Annotated in this window: 16 protein-coding genes; 7 read left to right on the top strand and 9 right to left on the bottom strand. The window is 44.8% G+C overall.

All coding sequences use genetic code 11. From position 1 onward, the window contains the following. The first annotated feature begins 128 nt into the window (after positions 1 to 128). A complete protein-coding gene (locus VER99_RS20155) occupies positions 129 to 737 on the top strand; it encodes an AraC family ligand binding domain-containing protein (protein WP_020335372.1) in 609 nt (202 codons plus the stop codon). A gap of 104 nt (positions 738 to 841) precedes the next feature. On the opposite strand, the gene VER99_RS20150 is transcribed toward VER99_RS20155, so the two are convergent. After that, positions 842 to 1,324 (bottom strand): hypothetical protein, encoded by a 483-nt coding sequence (locus VER99_RS20150; RefSeq protein WP_024372865.1) that lies wholly within the window; start codon positions 1,322 to 1,324, stop codon positions 842 to 844. 14 nt (positions 1,325 to 1,338) lie between these two features. Further along, positions 1,339 to 1,872, bottom strand: coding sequence for a nicotinate-nicotinamide nucleotide adenylyltransferase (locus VER99_RS20145; RefSeq protein WP_014234741.1), 534 nt, complete (start codon positions 1,870 to 1,872; stop codon positions 1,339 to 1,341). A 216-nt stretch (positions 1,873 to 2,088) separates the two neighbouring features. Between VER99_RS20145 and nadE the strand changes: the two genes are divergently transcribed. Continuing rightward, positions 2,089 to 2,919 (top strand): ammonia-dependent NAD(+) synthetase, encoded by an 831-nt coding sequence (nadE, locus tag VER99_RS20140; RefSeq protein ID WP_020335374.1) that lies wholly within the window; start codon positions 2,089 to 2,091, stop codon positions 2,917 to 2,919. A gap of 75 nt (positions 2,920 to 2,994) precedes the next feature. On the opposite strand, the gene VER99_RS20135 is transcribed toward nadE, so the two are convergent. Then, a complete protein-coding gene (locus VER99_RS20135; protein ID WP_020335375.1) occupies positions 2,995 to 4,812 on the bottom strand; it encodes a hybrid-cluster NAD(P)-dependent oxidoreductase in 1,818 nt (605 codons plus the stop codon). Between the two features lie 198 nt (positions 4,813 to 5,010). On the opposite strand from VER99_RS20135, the gene VER99_RS20130 reads away from it, so the two are divergent. Then, positions 5,011 to 5,175 carry a YqaE/Pmp3 family membrane protein gene (locus VER99_RS20130; RefSeq protein ID WP_014234744.1) on the top strand — a complete coding sequence of 55 codons (165 nt, stop codon included), beginning with the start codon at positions 5,011 to 5,013 and terminating at the stop codon, positions 5,173 to 5,175. Positions 5,176 to 5,333: 158 nt separating this feature from the next. Continuing rightward, positions 5,334 to 6,362 carry a dihydroorotase gene (gene pyrC / locus VER99_RS20125; RefSeq protein WP_014234745.1) on the top strand — a complete coding sequence of 343 codons (1,029 nt, stop codon included), beginning with the start codon at positions 5,334 to 5,336 and terminating at the stop codon, positions 6,360 to 6,362. 86 nt (positions 6,363 to 6,448) lie between these two features. Here pyrC and VER99_RS20120 read toward each other — a convergent pair whose 3' ends face one another. Further along, entirely contained in the window at positions 6,449 to 7,354 is a 906-nt protein-coding gene (locus tag VER99_RS20120) for a DUF808 domain-containing protein (RefSeq protein ID WP_014234746.1), read from the bottom strand. A gap of 187 nt (positions 7,355 to 7,541) precedes the next feature. Here VER99_RS20120 and VER99_RS20115 point away from each other — a divergent pair, with 187 nt between their 5' ends. Together VER99_RS20115 and VER99_RS20110 are read left to right on the top strand one after the other, a co-directional pair. Then, complete coding sequence (locus tag VER99_RS20115; RefSeq protein WP_020335376.1) at positions 7,542 to 8,471, top strand: M14 family metallopeptidase; 930 nt, start codon at positions 7,542 to 7,544, stop codon at positions 8,469 to 8,471. A gap of 218 nt (positions 8,472 to 8,689) precedes the next feature. Continuing rightward, positions 8,690 to 9,304: a 3'-5' exonuclease gene (locus tag VER99_RS20110; RefSeq protein ID WP_020335377.1), complete on the top strand. Its 615-nt coding sequence runs from the start codon at positions 8,690 to 8,692 to the stop codon at positions 9,302 to 9,304. 123 nt (positions 9,305 to 9,427) lie between these two features. On the opposite strand, the gene VER99_RS20105 is transcribed toward VER99_RS20110, so the two are convergent. Both VER99_RS20105 and VER99_RS20100 read right to left on the bottom strand, forming a co-directional pair. Beyond that, the gene (locus VER99_RS20105) at positions 9,428 to 10,885 is read right to left on the bottom strand and encodes a DUF3360 domain-containing protein (RefSeq protein WP_020335378.1); all 1,458 of its coding nucleotides are present in this window, start codon (positions 10,883 to 10,885) and stop codon (positions 9,428 to 9,430) included. Positions 10,886 to 11,336: 451 nt separating this feature from the next. Beyond that, positions 11,337 to 12,680, bottom strand: a complete 1,344-nt coding sequence (locus VER99_RS20100; RefSeq protein ID WP_236614668.1) for a hypothetical protein — start codon at positions 12,678 to 12,680, stop codon at positions 11,337 to 11,339. Between the two features lie 428 nt (positions 12,681 to 13,108). Here VER99_RS20100 and VER99_RS20095 point away from each other — a divergent pair, with 428 nt between their 5' ends. Further along, complete coding sequence (locus tag VER99_RS20095) at positions 13,109 to 14,869, top strand: ABC transporter ATP-binding protein/permease (protein ID WP_020335381.1); 1,761 nt, start codon at positions 13,109 to 13,111, stop codon at positions 14,867 to 14,869. A gap of 260 nt (positions 14,870 to 15,129) precedes the next feature. On the opposite strand, the gene VER99_RS20090 is transcribed toward VER99_RS20095, so the two are convergent. The 3 genes from VER99_RS20090 to VER99_RS20080 form a co-directional block, all read right to left on the bottom strand. Further along, positions 15,130 to 15,747 (bottom strand): flavodoxin family protein, encoded by a 618-nt coding sequence (locus VER99_RS20090; RefSeq protein ID WP_020335382.1) that lies wholly within the window; start codon positions 15,745 to 15,747, stop codon positions 15,130 to 15,132. An 89-nt stretch (positions 15,748 to 15,836) separates the two neighbouring features. After that, positions 15,837 to 16,775 carry an alpha/beta hydrolase gene (locus tag VER99_RS20085; RefSeq protein ID WP_020335383.1) on the bottom strand — a complete coding sequence of 313 codons (939 nt, stop codon included), beginning with the start codon at positions 16,773 to 16,775 and terminating at the stop codon, positions 15,837 to 15,839. A 57-nt stretch (positions 16,776 to 16,832) separates the two neighbouring features. After that, positions 16,833 to 17,747 carry an alpha/beta hydrolase gene (locus tag VER99_RS20080; protein ID WP_020335384.1) on the bottom strand — a complete coding sequence of 305 codons (915 nt, stop codon included), beginning with the start codon at positions 17,745 to 17,747 and terminating at the stop codon, positions 16,833 to 16,835. Between the last annotated feature and the right edge of the window lie 50 nt (positions 17,748 to 17,797).

Below are 17,797 nucleotides of genomic sequence, written 5' to 3'. Positions count from 1 at the left end.
CAGCTCATACTTTTCTCATGGTCATACCAGTTCACCTAACAAAAGTATGGCTAAAAAATTTTTTTAACCGGTTGGAATCCTATAGGTTTAGCGTTACGCTTAGCGCCCAAAAATCACTGGTAATAATAATGAACTACGCAATTGAATTTCACGACGCTAATTACCCTTTTCTTAATGTTACTGCACGCAAAAAAGCGCTAAAGCACAGTTTATTATCTGTGATTGAAGGATTAGTGATCATTAAATTGGGTAAGCAGGAGTATGCCATTGAACCGGGTCAGATTTTTTGGATTCCTCAGGGATGTTTGAGCTCCCTCACCTTTTTACCTAACACTCGTGTGCATCGTTGTGATTTTTCTGTGCGGTTGAGTGATGATTTTCCTCAGCAGGCGGGCTTCATTACACCATCAGTTCTACTCAAAGCATTACTCGACAGACTGTCGACTGTAGAGTCCCGTTCGGATATCGAGCTAGATTTACTTGCAGTAGTAAAACACGAAGTGGTTACGATTTCTCCCGCCCTTTCTAGCTCAGCTTTAAGCAAAGTCATCAATCAGTGGAAGCCCGGAGGTGACGTACGTATCTCAAGAGAGCTATGTCTGGTGCTCACGCTGAGAGAAGCAAGAAAGATGAAATTATCAGGGAAAAAAGATGCTGATATTGTTGAAGCACTTTTTGCAGGAAATAGCGAAGAGTATGAGCAACTTTGTTTCTTGGTCTTTGGCGAGCCTTTATAACTGCTAACGAAAGTAGCGAATAACTAAAACAACCCCACACTAATCAACCCTGTGCTGAAAAACCAAAAAAGCGTACCTCATCGAAGGTACGCTTTTTTCATTGTTCAAAATGGTAGTTCAATCTGCATCATCCAGTCAGCGTCGTAGTATTCGTGCCAACGATAATCCAAACGCATTCTGGGCTCACCATCACCCTTATCACCAAAACCGATACTAAACATCAGACCGTGATTGCGAATCCACTCTTCCGTCGTCATGTCACTTTCATCGTCTAGAAGATCTTCAGGCATCCAGATACCAAGACCAAAATAGTTCTTCTCTAGATTTTGAGTAAGGATAGGTGTCTCATTCGGCGTAAACGCCCACTCTTCCCAATAATTTTTCGTGGGTCCATCCAGTTCGATTTCTGGTGCATACCAATTCAACGAGTCAGTACTTAACACACCTACGCTGTCAAAAAATTCTTCACAAATAGGCATGGTATTGTCAGCAAAAACGACCGATCGATCAGAAAAATAGTTACATGCTACGCTTGCTTGCGAATATACAAGCAGCGCGCACGTACTAAATACGGCTAATCTGACCATGAACATTTAACCTCTCAGTTACCAGATAAAGTTTCTCTATATAAACCTTCGTTGAGCAATAGTTCACTGACTGTTAACGTAGTAAAGGCGCTGATGTCTTTTCCTTCCATCAGCGCTTTTCGAATATCTGTGCTTCTAATTTTTATTTTTTCAGGACACGCCATAACGGTCCAGCGCTCAGTAATTTCCTGTGCTTTATAAAATTTAGCAAATTTAAAGAAATTGTCAGGCCCAATGACAAAAGTTAGATCGTCCGTCGAATGAATTTCTTGAATTTTGTTTAATAACGCATAGGTCGTCACACTTTGTCCAGGCTGGTATAAAGCTTGCTCTACGTTCGAGCGCTGAACATTAGAAAGCCCGAGATCTTTGATAAACGCATCGACCAACTTGCACCGGGTTGGGTAATCCAACATTTCCTTGCCCCATGCGTGTGCGATGCTGGGTTCAAGAAGCACAAGATCAAAGTGCCCCAAAGACTCGATAACACTTTTGTGGCCTAAGCTAGGTGGATTAAATGCGCTACCAAAAATGGCAATTTTTTTCATATCCGGCGATTACCTGGTTTAAGAGAGTTTTCTAATTTGATGATTTCGGTATGATACTACTAATCTTTATAGTTTTTTGACACCAAAGTGATGTTTGTGAGCCTCAATTGGATGGTTTGTCACCATTTATTGAATATTCACCTCATCACTCTTACTGATTTTGGTAACTACCAACGCTGTTGGTGTCTGACATATTTGCAGGAAAAGGAACCCTAAATGGAACAATCCATCCGTGATGAAATGCGCGTTCTACCTTCTATTGATCCGCATTTCGAAATTGAACGCCGTGTTGCTTTCATAAAGCGTAAGCTACAAGAAGCAGGTTGTAAGTCACTCGTGCTTGGCATCAGTGGCGGTGTTGACTCAACCACGTGTGGTCGCCTTGCCCAACTTGCGGTTAATGAACTCAATGAAGCGAGTGGTAGTAACGACTACCAGTTCATCGCGGTTCGTCTGCCTTACGGTGAGCAAAAAGATGAAGACGAAGCACAACTTGCCTTATCTTTCATTGAACCGACACACTCTGTGTCAGTAAACATCAAACAAGGTGTAGACGGTATGCATGCTGCTTCTAGCTTTGCACTAGAGGGAACTGGCCTTCTGCCGACCGACGCGGCAAAAGTCGACTTTGTGAAAGGCAATGTAAAAGCGCGTGCCCGAATGGTCGCACAATACGAAATTGCCGGCTACGTTGGCGGTTTAGTGCTGGGAACCGATCACTCGGCAGAAAACATTACTGGCTTCTACACGAAGTTTGGTGATGGTGCTTGTGACCTTGCGCCTTTATTTGGTTTGAGCAAGCGTCAAGTACGTGAGGTAGCGGCAACATTAGGCGCACCAGAACTACTCGTGAAAAAGACACCAACGGCAGATTTGGAAGAACTCGCTCCACAAAAAGCGGACGAAGATGCGTTGAACCTAAGTTACGAGCAAATTGATGACTTCCTGGAAGGCAAACCAGTGTCTCAACAAGTGAGTGACCGTCTGGTTGCTATTTACAAAGCTACGCAGCACAAACGTCAGCCAATCCCGAATATTTACGACTAAGCAACATTTAAACGCAATGTTTGCTATAAAAAACGCTGCTCAAGGGCAGCGTTTTTCTTACGTATTGTAAACTGACTAGTCAGTCACTGTGACATCGGTTTCCGGAACGGCACAACACGCTAATACCGTCCCCATAGCACGCTCTTCAACACTCAAAGCGGGTACGTCTGGATGGTGAACTTGCCCCGATTTCAACTGTACTTTACAAGCGCCACATAACCCTGCGCGGCAGCTGTTGCTGATGTCCTTTCCGGCATCTTCAAGTTGGTCTAGAAGTGTTTTCTGATTAGTACCCGTAATCTTAGCGCCGTTGAACTCGATTTCGATACTTTTCTCTGGCTGTGCTGTTACCGCAGAGACACCAAACGCTTCCTGATGGTAGTTCTCTTCAGGCAGCCCCTTTTTCATTAGCAAGTTTTTCGCTTTTTGCATAAAGCCATCAGGACCACAAACAAACACCTGACGCTGCTCCGCATCTTTAATTTGTTTGATGTGCGAAAGGCTGAGTCGACCTTTCAATCCAAACCAATCGATCGCAGGCTGAGTGAGGCAGAATTTTACCTCTAGTCCCGGATGCTCTCGCTTCAGTTGTTCCAGCTCAGATCTACAAGGAATGTCATTTTCAGTGCGGCACTGATGGTAGAACACGACGTCATCTAATTGATTGTGATCAGCTAGGTAACGCACCATCGACAGCATTGGAGTAACGCCACTGCCCGCTGAAAGCAACAACAGACGCTGAGTGTGATGCGGCTTAAGATGAAACTCCCCATCTGGGTTTTCCGCTTCTAATACGTCGCCAACCTGCAGATTATCCAATAGCGAATTCGACACACGGCCACCAGAAATTCGCTTAACTGAAACAGCATATCGCCCCGGACGAGAAGGACTCGATGAAAGTGTATAACGTCTGCCTATTTTTTTACCTTCTACTTCAACATCGATTGGTAAATGTTGTCCCGGCAGATAATTAGGTAACTTGCCTTTACTAGGCTCTAGCCAAAATGTCACAAAATCTTGTGCTATTTCTTCACGTTCGACGCAAGTTAACGTTAAACGCGCAGGAGAGTTATCCTCATAAAACTCCGGTTCCTTATATTCAAGCACTTCAACTTTGTCACCTTGGCGGATAATGCCTTCGTTACGCGCTACAAGGTTTTGCCCGAAAAAGACCCCGCCTCGCTCATTCGCGCGGAACTGTTGTAGTGTTTTCAGCGGCTCTTTACTCTCGCGGAACGTGCCTCTTTGCGTATTGACCGTCGTAAGAATGCAACGCTCACAGGGCTTAAGTGACTCGAATTCCACCTCGCCGATGCGAATTCGTTTCCAAGAATCCTCTTCAAACGGCGTCGTGTCTGCCACTACCAGATTAGTGCGAAACTGATCCATTGAGTGCTGCTCAGAGCTTCGCTTGTTCAACTCATCGAGAGAAGCCTGACTGATGACCAATACCGGATAACCGTCAGCAAAGCTCACATTATGACCAAACTTATCTCGTACTCGATTCGATTGTTCACCACAGAAAAGCAGCTCGACTCGTTGCCCTAAAACACGGGTAAACCAGTCGTCGGCTTCGTCCGTTGTGGTATAAGCGGTAAACGTGTCACTCCAAACCGTTGCCGACGTTTCCTGCATTTTGAAATCTTGATAACGGATTTTAAGCGGCTCCATACCTAAGGAGCTAAACACAACACCATCAGCGAGTATCGCTGATTTCACGGTGACCATTTGTGGGTACTTCCTTGCGGTGATCATCGAGCCATCTGCTTTGGCAATCATAAAACGGCGGTCAAAGCTCAAGCCTTGCTTTTCTACCCACGCAGACGAGAGAGCAACCCCTCCGACTGATTTAACCGGAAAGACATTTATTTGGGATAAGATGGGTTGTGACATGGCTTTCTTCCTGCAGTGCTTTTATTTGTTGCACTATTGTAAGGAGAAGTCTTAACTAATGTAAGGCATTGACTTAACTAAATCTAACCGTTGCGTTTTTTACAACACGCTGACCAAACGCTGATTGATAAAGTGTGATACAAGACACATAATTCGCCACTCTTTTGACAACAACGACAAATTGACTAGAGGCTTATCATGGATACTAGAAAACTCGTTCTCATTTTACTGTGTATCTTTCTTCCACCTGTCGCGGTGTTCATGGAAAGAGGTTTCAATAAAGATTTCTTCATCAACTTAATTCTGACCTTTTTCTTCTTCCTGCCAGGTACGATTCATGCACTTTGGTTGACGATGAAATAACTTATCGCGCTTCCACAATCGTAGAAAAGTGAAAAATGGGATGAAATGTGAAGTCAATTCCTCTATCATCCTGTCGCCTAAGCGCAAGCGTTTGCTAACAATGCCAGTGCTTCGTTTAGGCTCCAATCAGACAACTTTTTCAATGGTGGGAGCAATTAATGACAACACTGACTATTACTCGTCCTGACGACTGGCACGTTCACTTACGCGATGGGGATGTTCTTAAAGACACCGTTCGCGATATCAGCCGCTACAACGGTCGCGCACTGATCATGCCAAACACCGTCCCACCTGTTACCAACACTGAAATGGCGTTAGCCTACCGCGATAGAATCCTTAAAGAACAGCACGGCGAGCAATTTGAACCTTTGATGTCGCTGTACCTAACCGATAACACCACTCCAGACGAAATTCGCGCTGCAAAAGCAACTGGCAAAATTGTTGCTGCAAAACTTTACCCAGCAGGCGCAACCACCAACTCAGACTCTGGCGTGACCAATGCCAAGAACATCTACCACGTTCTGGAAGCAATGGAAGAAGTCGGCATGCTACTGTTGGTTCATGGCGAAGTCACACATCACGACGTTGACATCTTCGACCGTGAAAAAGAGTTCCTTGATACGGTTCTTGCTCCTATCGTTAATGATTTCCCAAATCTAAAAATTGTTCTGGAACACATCACCACGGCTGACGCAGCTAACTTCGTTAAAAACGCGTCTGATAACGTTGCGGCGACAATCACTGCTCACCACCTACTTTTCAACCGCAACCACATGCTTGTCGGTGGCATTAAGCCACATTTCTACTGTCTGCCAATCCTAAAGCGTAATACCCACCAGCAAGCGCTGATTGAAGCGGCAACAAGCGGCAGTAAGAAGTTCTTCTTAGGTACAGATTCAGCGCCACATGCAAAAGGTGCAAAAGAATCAGCGTGTGGCTGTGCGGGTTCATACACCGCACACGCAGCCGTTGAGCTTTATGCTGAGGTATTCGACAAAGAAGGTAAACTGGAAAACCTGGAAGCATTTGCAAGCTTCAATGGCCCAGACTTCTACGGTATTGCTCGTAACACCGACACAATTACCCTAGAAAAAGCCGCTTGGGATGTGCCAGAAACAATGCCGTTTGGCAATGACATCGTTGTGCCTATCCGCGCGAACGAACAGATTGAATGGCAAGTTAAATAAGCGCTTCGCTTAACTAGCTCAAATAAAAAGGGTCATGACTTTCTATCAATAAAAGAAGTCATGACCCTTTTTGTTTTTTGGTGATCTTAATTCCCACGCACCTTTTCTATCACTGTCCAGGCACCAACGACAAGCAAACCAGCAACAAACCCGATAAGACCATTGAGTAAAATCGGTAACACTGCGGTGGCAAAAGAGTGACCACTAAAGTCCATCAGAATTGGCTCTACAAAGTGATGAATAGCTGGCACATTGTGCACAATGATGCCTCCACCAACCAAAAACATCGCTGCCGTACCCACTATGGTTAGCAATCTCATCAACTTCGGCGCAAAAGTTACCAGTGCGTTACCGACTTTTGCCATGAAGCCTTTTCCTTTCGCGCGCACCTCAAGGTACAAACCCAAGTCATCTAACTTAACTATCCCTGCGACTAAGCCATAAACACCAATGGTCATCACTATCGCAATCAGGCTCACCACAATAACCTGAGTGACAAAACTGGCTTCTGAAACCGTACCTAAAGCAATCACAATGATTTCAGCAGAGAGAATAAAGTCGGTACGAATCGCCCCATTGACTTTCCGTTTCTCGAACTCTTCTACTGACTCTCCTTTATCCAACATCTCTTCTTTGTCTTCATGTGAGTGAGCATGGGGGAAGAGTTTCTCTAGTACTTTCTCTGTGCCTTCAAAGCAGAGGAAGAGACCACCAAGCAGAAGCAATGGCATGATCAACCACGGAATAATGGCGCTAATAAGTAGTGCAGAGGGCACCAAAATCAATTTGTTCTTAAACGATCCCTTGGCAACTGCCCAAACCACAGGTATTTCACGTTCAGAGGCAACACCTTGTACCTGCTGGGCGTTCAATGCTAAATCATCTCCTAACACACCTGCTGTCTTTTTTGCCGCCACTTTTGACATCACCGCGATGTCATCGAGTACCGTGGCAATGTCATCTAACAGTGTGAGTAAACTTGCTCCAGCCATTTTTTATCTCTTTAAATGCAATTAGTTACATTAAACCTAGTAAAAATTAAAATGTATCACCACAAATATGCTCAGCAAAGTGATTATCTGGCAAAGATTATGATAACGGACGGTATTTTATATTGCTGTCGAGATAAGACACGTCTAGTCTTGTCTTACCTTTGAGTAAACAAAAGAAAAAGTATAGATGAAAAGCGGATACACTTACCCAATTGGTACCCCAGATCAACCTTGGGGCGCAGCTGAACGTAAAGCCTGGTTAGCCGAACGCGATGTAAAACGCAGCTATCAGGAAGAAGTCGTCAGTAAAATCGACGCACTTCGCGACCGTTTTGATGTCGAGCAATACGGCGCGCTCTCATATGACGAAGATCGTTTCCCACTATTTTGCATCAAAACACGCAACTGGGATTCAGTAAAACCTGTTGTTCTTGTCACCGGTGGCGTGCACGGCTACGAAACCAGTGGTGTACATGGAGCATTAAAATTCGTGGACACAGAAGCGGAGCGTTACGCAGAGCACTTCAATATCGTTGTTGCACCATGCGTGAGCCCTTGGGGTTATGAGGTGATTAACCGTTGGAACCCAAACGCGATTGACCCGAACCGCTCTTTCTACGCAAACAGCCCTGCGGAAGAATCCGCGAACCTTATCCAGCTGGTTGCGACACTGGGTGATGTATTGATGCACATTGATCTTCACGAGACAACTGACTCGGATGAAACAGAGTTCCGCCCAGCTTTAGCCGCTCGCGATGGTATTGAATACATCGAAGGTTTGATTCCAGACGGCTTTTACACCGTCGGAGACACTGAGAATCCGCAACCAGAGTTCCAAAAAGCAGTGATTGAATCGGTAGCAAAAGTGACGCACATTGCCCCTGCGGACGATCAAGGCGAAATCATTGGCTCCCCTGTTGTTCAGTTTGGTGTGATCAACTACCCGATGGTGAAACTGGGATTATGTGGCGGTGTGACTAACTGCCAATATGGTACGACAACTGAAGTCTACCCAGACAGCCCAAAAGTCACTGGCGAAGAATGTAATGACGCTCAGGTTGCAGCGGTTGTAGGCGGACTGGATTACGTTCTGTCACAGCTCAAGCCCACAGTGTAAGCTGCTCATATCTTAATTTCATTCCAATAAGTTACCGCTTCCACTTTAATACAGTGCCCTACTATGAAAGTGGAAGCTTTCTTTTTATCAGGCTAACACTACAACGCATTATTCAATGCCATTCAGACACCCAACGTAAATTCATGGCAGCGTATCGCCTTTATTTTTCTGGCGCTTTCTAGGATACTCTGCACATTATTTTTTAGTTGGAAAACTTCATGCCTCAAGCAAATTCCGTGGTTGTGCTCGACTTTGAAACCACTGGCCTCTCTCCTAACCTTGGTGACCGCGCAATTGAAATTGGAGCAGTAAAATTAGTTGATGGTGAGGTTGTCGATAGTTTTCAGCAGCTCATGAATCCGGGCTTCAGAGTAAGCTCATTCATTGAAAGTTATACTGGCATCACCAATAACATGTTACGCACCGCACCAAGCTGCGATGAGGTGATGGCATCGTTTAGTGAGTTTATTGCCAATGAAAACCTCATCGCTCACAACGCCTCATTCGATAAACGATTTCTCGACGCAGAGCTTGAGAGAGTAAACAAAGGCTATTCAGGTGAGTTCGCTTGTTCGTTACTGGTGGCAAGACGACTGATTCAAGATGCGCCGTCACACAAACTTGGTGAGCTGGTTCGCTACAAAAACATCGAAAACGACGGTGTTTTTCACCGTGCGTTAGCAGATGCACAAATGACAGCCAAACTTTGGCTTCAAATGGTCGAGGAGTTAGAGCAATCAGGAATCACCAAGCCAAGCTTTCAGTTTATGCAAACCGTTAGTAAAACAGCAAAAGGCAAAGTGGACCTGCTACTCGCTAAAAGTCGTATTTAACACGTCTGATTAAATGCATTTTTGGACAACAGAAAAGAATGACATTCGTTGTAAGTAGCCATTGCTTGTCAAATGAAAAAAGGCATAGGCGGCGACCACCTATGCCTTTAGAGCGAGATTCAATTAACCGATCAGAGCGGGAATACCCGGAAGCTGACCAACTACAGCAAGGGAGCCAGCACAAACGACAAAGGCAACACCAGGAATCAGGTATTTATCTTTGCCCGATAGCTCGTTGGCGCGCTCATGGTCGCCGATAAGTCCGAGGTTATCCAGCAGCATAGTTATTGCCCAACCAAAGACTGGGTTAACGAATGCACAGGCAAAAATACAGATACCAGCACTGAGTGAATCTTTATGCTTATGTATCATCTGCATACCCGCTTCAAGAAGTGGTAAGAATACACCGACAATCAGCGCTACGCGCAGAACAGGCTCCCACATTGCTAGATCCATCGGGTAACCAATTACTGCTGCGGCAATACACATTAAACCCGTTAACAGCGCGCCGCCTGGAATAGGACGTTTGGCAATTGCCGCAGGAATCATGTACGTACCCCAAGAAGACGCTAGATTACCGCCACCTAATAGTGAGCCAACGCCCTGACGAACAGACGCTCCGACCATAGTGTCGTCGACATCCATTAGTACGCCTTTTGCTTCTTTTGGATAGTTAAGTTCTTGAAAAACACGATGACCGAGATAGTCAGGAGACCACATAGCGACGGCTAGTAGTGCAAATGGCGTAACGGCAATAAAGTGCTCCAGGGTTGGCCAGCCTAGTTGCCAGCCGGTATCTTCACCCCACCAGTAGAATGGACTGAAATTAGGCAGGCCCGGCTCCGTGGTAAAAGCAAACTCGGCGCCCATTGCATAAGCGACAATGCCCGCTAGTGCAGAACACAACGGGATGGCCAGCCAACGTTTGTTGATCTTGGCTAAGTAGGCATAAACCAACACCGTTAGACCAATGACCACAAACGAAATGTAACTTTGGTCCGTACTCGCAGCCCACACTTCAGTCTTATTAATCTGTCCGATCAACCCAACTGCGCCGAGGTAAATCAGCAACCCACCTCGAACCCCAATGCCAGTGAGGGTCATGAGTTTAGAACCACCCTTGGTAAAAGCGAGAATTAAACCAAAAGCACATACCATCAAGCCGAGAGCCAGTGGATGGCCCCCTGCTGCTGCAATCATTGGAATCAGCGGTATCATGGGGCCGTGAGTACCGGCTAAGTTTGCGTTCGGGTTTAGGATGGCAGAAAACAGGATAACGAACAGAGCGCCCGCGATAAGCAGTTCGTAACGCACGTTTTCTGCGACAAACTCAGGAGATAAACCGAACTGAGCAGCAAAGGCGGCAACCATAGCGGTTACCATAACCACTTTACCAATGGTTGCGGCTAATGCAGGTACCCAGTCTTCGATTTCAATACTGTAATCACGAGATGGTAAATGAATACCCCAGCGGCGAAAGCTCATGATGGTTAAATCATGGTTTAGAAAGTCTTCTCGGTTTTCAAATTCATGCGGTTTTTTGCGCACATCCCTGTAAAAAGTCTTACTTGTGTCAGACATTTAGTTATCCTTTGTTATGTTTCGAAGTTGAACTATGTCAACCAGAGTTTCGCTTGGTATACAGACCTTCGACCAATACGAGACAACACCCTAAGTGCTACCGAGCACCTTTATTGATTTCATAAACGAAGAAAACATGGATTTACTTCGCTAGTGAAAGCAAGAAAACTGAAAAGTATCTTGCCAAACATTCACATCAAACATCGACGCCACACTAAGAAAGAGGTTTGGAGCCAATTTTTGAACTGAGCTTATTAAGCATGTATTGCTATCGGTAGGAATATTAGACATTAGTAAAAGAACAACAAAAATCTCACTTATTGCACAAAGATTTAACATCTTATAAGGGCGTGCTGATCTTTCGTGAGTAATTTTTAAACAGAAAGCCAAGGGGGAACGCTCCAAGAGAAGCTATCTAGTGTCTACTGACGCGGAGGCTATTCAGTGTATTTTATTTCAGCCTTCTTGGAATAAACCGCAGGATGACTAAGCCAATGAAAACAAGCAGGATCAGAATGGCAATACGCCAGAAGATATGGTCCAGCACGTTGGTAGATAGCCTTTCCAATTCATTGATATCGCGTTGTAGATGCGAGATTAGCTGCTGTAACTGATTGGCAAGATCGCTGGACGCCTGAATTAGCTCCAGTGGGTTGACTGGAGGTCCTCCTGCTAAATCAGTTGAACTCTCATCAAAGCGCGCTAATAAACGGTCAATATTGATACTCGCTTGGTTGGTTTTGTCAGCCAGGTCCGAAGATGCCTTTACTAACTCTAGTGTCGCAGGCAGCATCTGTTCTGCTTTATTGCTACTGTTTGAAACTGACTCAAAGATCTGTTCCCGTTCATAGGCAATGTATTCAAAAAGTTGGTTGAGCGCGAGCTCACGCTCTTTCTGGATGTCTTCAACAAGCTTTTTTTCTAGTTCAGCGAGTGAGGTCGGATACGAAGCCAATGTCGATTGGAGTTCTTCAAACCTCTCTTTCGCTTCATCGTATCGAGCTAGCATCTCCTGAATCTCGGGAGAAGCAAGTATACGGTAAGCCGATAGTTCTACCTGCTCGCCTGCAATATAAGTCAAGCGACTGGAATACCACATTGCACGTTCGCCAAACAGCAATGCTCTATCAACGGTGCTCACAGCAGAATCGATCTCTTCGAGTAAACCTTTGGCTTCTTGTCGGTGCCGATGCTGAGGTATCCAACGAGCATCTGTGAAGGAGTCAAATCGGGTTAGCTCAACGACTAGCCTATCCGGATTTTCTTCGAGCCAAACATCTATCAAGTCACGAAGTACCTGTTGCTGCGAAGGTGTCAACAGCCGAGAGGAGCGCTGCCAAAGGCGATCTTCTGTTTTCTTTAATTGATTTAAAGCATCCTGAGCTCTTTCGGCTCCCCATATTTTGGGTATCCAATAATTCTCGAAAGTTGAGCGTTGTAATGTTGATAACACAAGGAGATCGAGTAATGCGATATCGGGGCTTCGTCCTGCAGCTATTTCTGTTGCAGCCCCTAAACTGTTACGCATAAAGGACTGAACTAACACTCGTTCGTGACTATTTTCAGTTTTTGGTCGTAAGTGCAGGAAGGCAACTTCAGAAACAGAAGCGATGTAATCATCGGCCATCGACATGATTAACGATTGCAGTGCTAATTCATCCATTGCCAGTTGATTTGTAGCTTCAGCCTTTGTGAGATGCATTCCTGGGCTCGACATAACTAAGTCTTCAGGGATAATCGCACAGCTTGTTAATAGGAATAGAATGGATGAACTTAATAACAGTTTTAAGGACATGAATTGTCTTAGTAACATCCGCTTTCTCGTTTTATAGAGTTGAACATTTATCTAAGTACATTTACCTACAGCAGATGCTTATTAATTCTACTCAGCTATTAGAGTAAACATCATTTGGCAAAGAACATAAGGTTAACTTAAGTATTAGTTTCAACTGTTTTGAAAAGCCAGAAATTAGCGCTGTCTGTACAATCTCATCAGATTAGTCCGTTCGGAAAAATGGTCGTTTTAGCGGTGAAAGTAGCTCAGGCTCTTTCAAGAAGAAAAAAGCTCTTATACACATTTACCACCCACTTTTTGTATAACCAGTTTATCTTTTCATTGTTATAGTAAATACCGTTCATCGTTCCTCAAAGGTAAACGCTACTGGTTTCACCAGACTAAGTGACTTACTATTCCAAATACTATTAAAGGTTTGTGGACCACTCATGAGCAGTAAAAATAACAAAAATCTCAGCATTCTTCTTAAGCTAAACACCTTTGTTTCTCCTTATAAGTGGCGAGTTACTGCAGCCTTGATCGCACTAGTCGCGACCGCAAGCCTGACGCTATCGGTGGGCTACGGAGTGCGCATGCTGATCGACCAAGGATTTGCTCAGCAGTCATTGCAAGAACTAACGAGTGCGATTCAATTTATTGTCGGTGTCACTCTGTGTATTGCTATCGGTACTTTCTTTCGTTTCTATCTTGTTTCATCAGTAGGTGAACGCGTTAGCGCTGATATTCGCCTCGCGGTGTTTAACCATGTTATTTCACTGCACCCTAGTTATTTTGAGACCAACAGCAGTGGCGATATTATGTCGCGCCTCACCACTGACACTACTTTGCTGCAGAGCATTATCGGCTCCTCATTTTCGATGGCCATGCGCAGTGCGTTAATGTGTATTGGCGCGATCATTATGTTGTTTGCGACCAACTTTAAACTCACGCTGATTGTACTGGCTTCTGTGCCATTCGTTTTGGTGCCTATTTTGGTCTATGGTCGACGAGTGCGTGCATTATCCCGCCAAAGCCAAGACTCCATGGCAGATGTGGGCAGCTATGCAGGTGAAGCGATAGAGCATATTAAAACGGTACAAAGCTTTAGCTCTGAACAACATGAGAAAGCCGCCTTTGCCGTGGAGGTAGAAAAAGCATTTGAGGTCGGTAGACAGCGAGTAAAGCAACGCGCGATTTTAATATCTGGTGTCATTGTGATCGTGTTTAGCGCGATTGCCGGCATGCTTTGGGTAGGTGGCAGCGATGTCATCCACGGTAAAATGTCCGCCGGTGACCTAGCAGCATTTGTGTTTTATGCCATTATGGTCGCGTCCTCCACAGCAACCATTTCTGAAGTGCTTGGCGAGCTACAGAGGGCTGCTGGTGCCACTGAAAGGTTGATTGAGATTCTCCAAGTTGAAAGCGATATTAGTGCGCCAGACCGTGCTTTACCAATAAGCACAACCATCTCAGCAGAGGTGGCATTTAGCTCAGTTAATTTCAACTATCCTTCTCGTCCCGACCAACCGGCCATTAAGGAATTAAATCTCACCGCTGAGCAAGGTAAAGTATTGGCGTTGGTTGGTCCGTCAGGTGCTGGTAAAACGACACTCTTCGAACTACTACAACGTTTTTACGACCCACAACAAGGTCAGGTTCTGTTTGGAGGCGTGGACATTCGCCAGTTTGACCCGAAAGAGCTTCGTCAGCAAATGGCACTCGTTCCTCAGCAACCCGCTTTATTTAGCCACGACGTATTCCACAATATTCGCTACGGCAACCCAGAGGCAACGGACGAACAAGTTATCGAAGCGGCGAAAAAAGCCCATGCACATGAGTTTATTGAAAAGCTGCCGGAAGGCTATCGCAGCTTTTTAGGCGAGCGCGGCGTAAGGCTATCAGGAGGGCAAAAACAGCGAATTGCGATTGCGCGTGCCATTCTTAAAGATCCCAAAATCCTACTGCTTGATGAGGCCACCAGCGCCCTCGATAGCGAAAGTGAACATCATGTTCAGCAAGCGCTTGAGGCGCTAATGAAAGGCCGTACCACACTGATCATTGCTCATCGTTTATCGACCATCCAACATGCAGATAAGATAGCGGTTTTAGACAATGGCGCACTGGTTGATATTGGTAACCACCAATCATTGATGCAAAGCTGTGAGCTCTATCAGCGACTGGTGGCGTTGCAGTTTAAACACTTGGAATGAACACGTAGTTAAACTCGCTATCAGTCGTGGGATTAAAGTGCATCACGTAAGTGTTGTTCACAGGAGAATGCTCTGACGACTGACAAGACATGAAGTTATTTAGATAATTTATGTATTTCTTTAGCTGAAGCCATAAGGTGTCATTGACTAAAAACCGGCAACGCCTTAGCAGTTTGAATATGAGAAACATTCTTACAGCTTTGCATGTCTATCATGCTAAATCATTTTTATGCTATTTGACTGTCTTGACGCTAGTAACCTCACTCCAATTTATCAAAGTTGTTTAGCATTTGCTGAGTTGAAATTTGATCACCCATACGTCCACGATTAACATATTGATGTTTAAAGCTAACCGCACCTTTGGAACGAACTAATAATTCAAAATCTCTGGTGAAACTGTCTTCAAACTTGCTGTTAAAGGTATTGAATAGGACAACATTTTTACCTGTGAAATCGCTATTTTTAGCAAACTGCCATATTGGTGGCGCTGGGCTGTATAACCAGATAGGCGAGCCTAAATAAACCGTTTTATAAGTTGATAGGTCAATCGTTTCAGGACTGATATCAGCAATATTGCTGCGAGCATCCTTTAGCGCACTTATCCACCCAGGAATGCCTAGTGCATAGTCTTCCGCTGTAATCTCGTAGAGGTGTCCACTCCTTTTATCTGCTATATGGTTTGCTAGCACACCAGTGCTCCCAGAGCGAGAGAACACAACTACAGCAACTTTTGATTCAGTCGCTACGGGAAGAGAGCCAACTTGCGTTAATAACTTGTTCTTTGAAAACTGCGAGTTTTCTACTCGAGTCACCACAAAAGCAACGGTGAAGACCGCTACAATAGCGAGTACTGCAATTATAATTATCCATCGTGTCATATTTACTGACCAACCCACTTCAAACTAAATCTTACGGAATTAAAAAAGAAGCGCTTTGTAACCATACAAAACGCTTCTAACTTGTTGGATTACTTTAGGTGTGTTCCAAGGAATGCAGAAACCTTGTCCATTGCCATACATACTGCTTCGGGATGGTCATACAGTTCATAGTGAGACCAGTTTTCCAAATTAACCAGTTGTCGGTCTTTTGATTGAACAGAGCGACCATAAATTTCCTGTCCATCACGATAAGCACCAAACGCCCCTACTTTTTGGCCGACTACGGCCATAACAGGCTGAGTCAATAACGTTTCTGCGAATGCAAAAGCATCCCAACTCAGAGTTTTTTGTGCATGTGAAAACAACATACGTGTTGCTCCACCTTCGGTTTGTCCACGTGGCGTTTTATAGTATTCGGTAGCTTCGGACACGTCTCGTTCTGTTAATCCATTTTCTTTTGCAAATTCAACACTTGGAGGAAGAAGTTCATTGATTTGCAATTCTGAGCCACGCGCTTCGGCTGTTCGCTGTGTAGCCATAGCTTCAAGGTTAGCGATAGGGTCGTACATACTAAAACCTTCACGGAACAAGCGGCCTAAGTTGACAGGCGTAATACCTACGACAGCTTTCAAGCGCTTTTCGGTTAGGGCTGAATTGATGATGTAACCACCGCCGCCGCAGATACCGAGTCCACCAATTCTATTCTCATCGACATAAGGTAAAGTCACTGCATAGTCGATAACGCGACTGATATCTTCAACACGTTGACTTGGATCTTCTACGTAACGAGGCAATCCCCCCGATTCTCCCTGAAAGCTCGCATCAAATGCGATCACGACGTAACCTAACTCAGCAAGAGCCTTACCATAGACAGCGCTGGATGTTTGTTCTTTACAACTACCAAAAGGGTGAACGCTTATCATTGTTGGGTAGCGTTTTGATTCATTAAAGCCTTCTGGGAATAAAACTAATGCAGACATATCCCAAGCCATATCAGCATTTCTGAAAGTGATTTTTTGCATGTTCATAATCAATACCTTGAGAGTAGAAAGGCTCAAAGAAATCGAGCCTTTCATCGGGGAATATTAAAGAGTGCGTTGGAAGAAAGAAGCGAGTTGGGATACTGCGTCATCGACGTATTCGGCAACATCATAAAGCGACATATGGTTTGCACCATCAATGACATACAAGGTTTTATCTGAACTCGCAGCTCGATCCATCAGGTCATCACTCATCCACTTGCTGCCTGCGTCACTACCAACGACAGCAAGGATTGGTTGAGTCAAAAATGCTTCCGCTTTGTGGTACGCATCGTAAGTAATGATCTGGTTTAAGTTACGGGTTAGAGCAAAACCCGGAGCATTTGGATGTTCACAACGTGGTGTGTGGTAATATTCCCATGCTTCTCGCAGTTCTGCGTTTGGTGCATCTTCTTCACGCATCGGAGCTAGAGGAATGATTGCGTATTCAGAGCCATTAGCGTCAGTTGTACGTGCATTCGACCCAAACTCTAAGTAACCAAGGGCATCAGCATCGTTAACCGAATTATCCCAACCATTACGGAACATTTGACCGATATTAACTGCGCTAACCATGCCTAAAGCTTTAATACGACGGTCATTAATCGCCGCGTTTGCGCTGTAACCCGCACCGGCACAAATACCCATCGCACCAATTTTGTCGTTATCGACATAGTCCAATGTTGTTAGATAGTCGACTACAGCACTCACATCTTCAGTACTAATGTATGGGTTTTCCATTTGACGAGGTTGACCCGTGCTTTCTCCTTGGTATGAACGGTCAAAAGCAATAGCAATTAAGCCGTTTTCCGCAAGTTTACTCGCGTATAAACCTGCTGTTTGCTCTTTCACGCCGCCACCAGGGTGTGAAACAACAACAGCTGCATATTTTTTACTTGCATCAAAATCTTTAGGGAAGTTGATAACCGCAGAAATCTCAATACCTTGACCATTTAGATTTTTGAAAGTGACTTTAGACATAGCGACATTCTCCGTTAGAGGTTAACTGTTCATTTCAGGCTGATGACCTA

Origin of the sequence: Vibrio natriegens NBRC 15636 = ATCC 14048 = DSM 759, assembly GCF_035621455.1 — a bacterium.
GTDB classification, from domain to species: domain Bacteria; phylum Pseudomonadota; class Gammaproteobacteria; order Enterobacterales; family Vibrionaceae; genus Vibrio; species Vibrio natriegens.
Note: the sequence above shows the minus strand (reverse complement) of the source record. Positions and strands in the feature narration are given on the sequence as shown.